Genomic DNA, 818 nt, shown 5'->3' on the forward strand with positions numbered 1-818 from the left:
GGCGACGCGCCTGATCGTGCGCGAGCGCTTCGCCTACACGCACCCGTGGTCGTTCCTGCTCGTCGAGCCGGTCTCGGCCGCCAGCTCGGCGATGAGCCGCCAGATGCTGCACGGCATCCGGGACCGGGCCGAGCGCGGCTTCGCCGTGACGATCCCCGACCTGATCCTGGGCCAGGGCGCCCTCCGCTAGGTGGTCTTGCGGCCGCGGGTGAAGTAGGCGATCGGGCCGATGAAGTTGATCGCGATGATCGCGGCCCACTTGGCCTTGCTGCCCTGCACCTGCTTCGCGGGCCGGCGCGCCAGGTCGACCCACGCGGTCGCCGCGAGCGAGACCTGCACGCAGCCGGCGACGAGAATCGCCGTCTGCTGGTTGCTGCTCAGGTCCGACCACTTCTTCTTGTTCCGCTGTGCTGCCATGACCCCTCCTGAGGTCCTGAAGTCATCGAGTCGCAGGATCGTCGCCGCCCCGTCCAGGTGCCGGCGTCAGCGCAGCACGGCTTCGAGCGCGTCGATGAGCATGCCGATCTCGGCCTCGGTGACGACGAGCGGGGGAGCGATGCGGATCGTCGAGCCGTGGGTGTCCTTGACGAGCACGCCCTGCTCGAGGAGCCGGTGCGAGGCCTCGCGGCCGGTCATGAGCCCCGGCTCGATGTCGACGCCGGCCCACAGGCCACGGCAGCGGACCGTCTCGACGCCGTGCCCGACCAGCTCCCGCAGCCCCGACTCGAGCACCATGCCGAGCCGTCGGGCCCGCTGCTGGAACTCGCCGGTCGACAGCAGCCCGACGACGGCCTGTCCGACCGCGGCTGCCAGCGGGT

2 protein-coding genes and 1 pseudogene are annotated in these 818 nt (G+C 71.3%); 1 reads left to right on the forward strand and 2 read right to left on the reverse strand.

What is annotated here, in order from left to right; genetic code table 11:
• Window positions 1-190, forward strand: a pseudogene (locus tag ABD194_RS18765) (hypothetical protein); the annotation flags it as partial.
• Here ABD194_RS18765 and ABD194_RS18770 read toward each other — a convergent pair.
• A complete protein-coding gene (locus tag ABD194_RS18770; RefSeq protein ID WP_343994315.1) occupies window positions 187-417 on the reverse strand; it encodes a PLD nuclease N-terminal domain-containing protein in 231 nt (76 codons plus the stop codon). The pseudogene ABD194_RS18765 and the gene ABD194_RS18770 overlap by 4 nt on opposite strands.
• Window positions 418-483: 66 nt before the next feature.
• Window positions 484-818: aminotransferase class III-fold pyridoxal phosphate-dependent enzyme (locus ABD194_RS18775; protein ID WP_343994317.1), on the reverse strand; the 335-nt coding region annotated here is incomplete at its 5' end.

Origin of the sequence: Terrabacter terrae, assembly GCF_039529575.1 — a bacterium.
GTDB classification, from domain to species: domain Bacteria; phylum Actinomycetota; class Actinomycetes; order Actinomycetales; family Dermatophilaceae; genus Terrabacter; species Terrabacter terrae.

Coding starts and splice junctions, on each gene's coding strand:
- ABD194_RS18770 (WP_343994315.1), bottom strand. CDS start 417: ATGGCAGCACAGCGGAACAAGAAGAAGTGGTCGGACCTGAGCAGCAAC.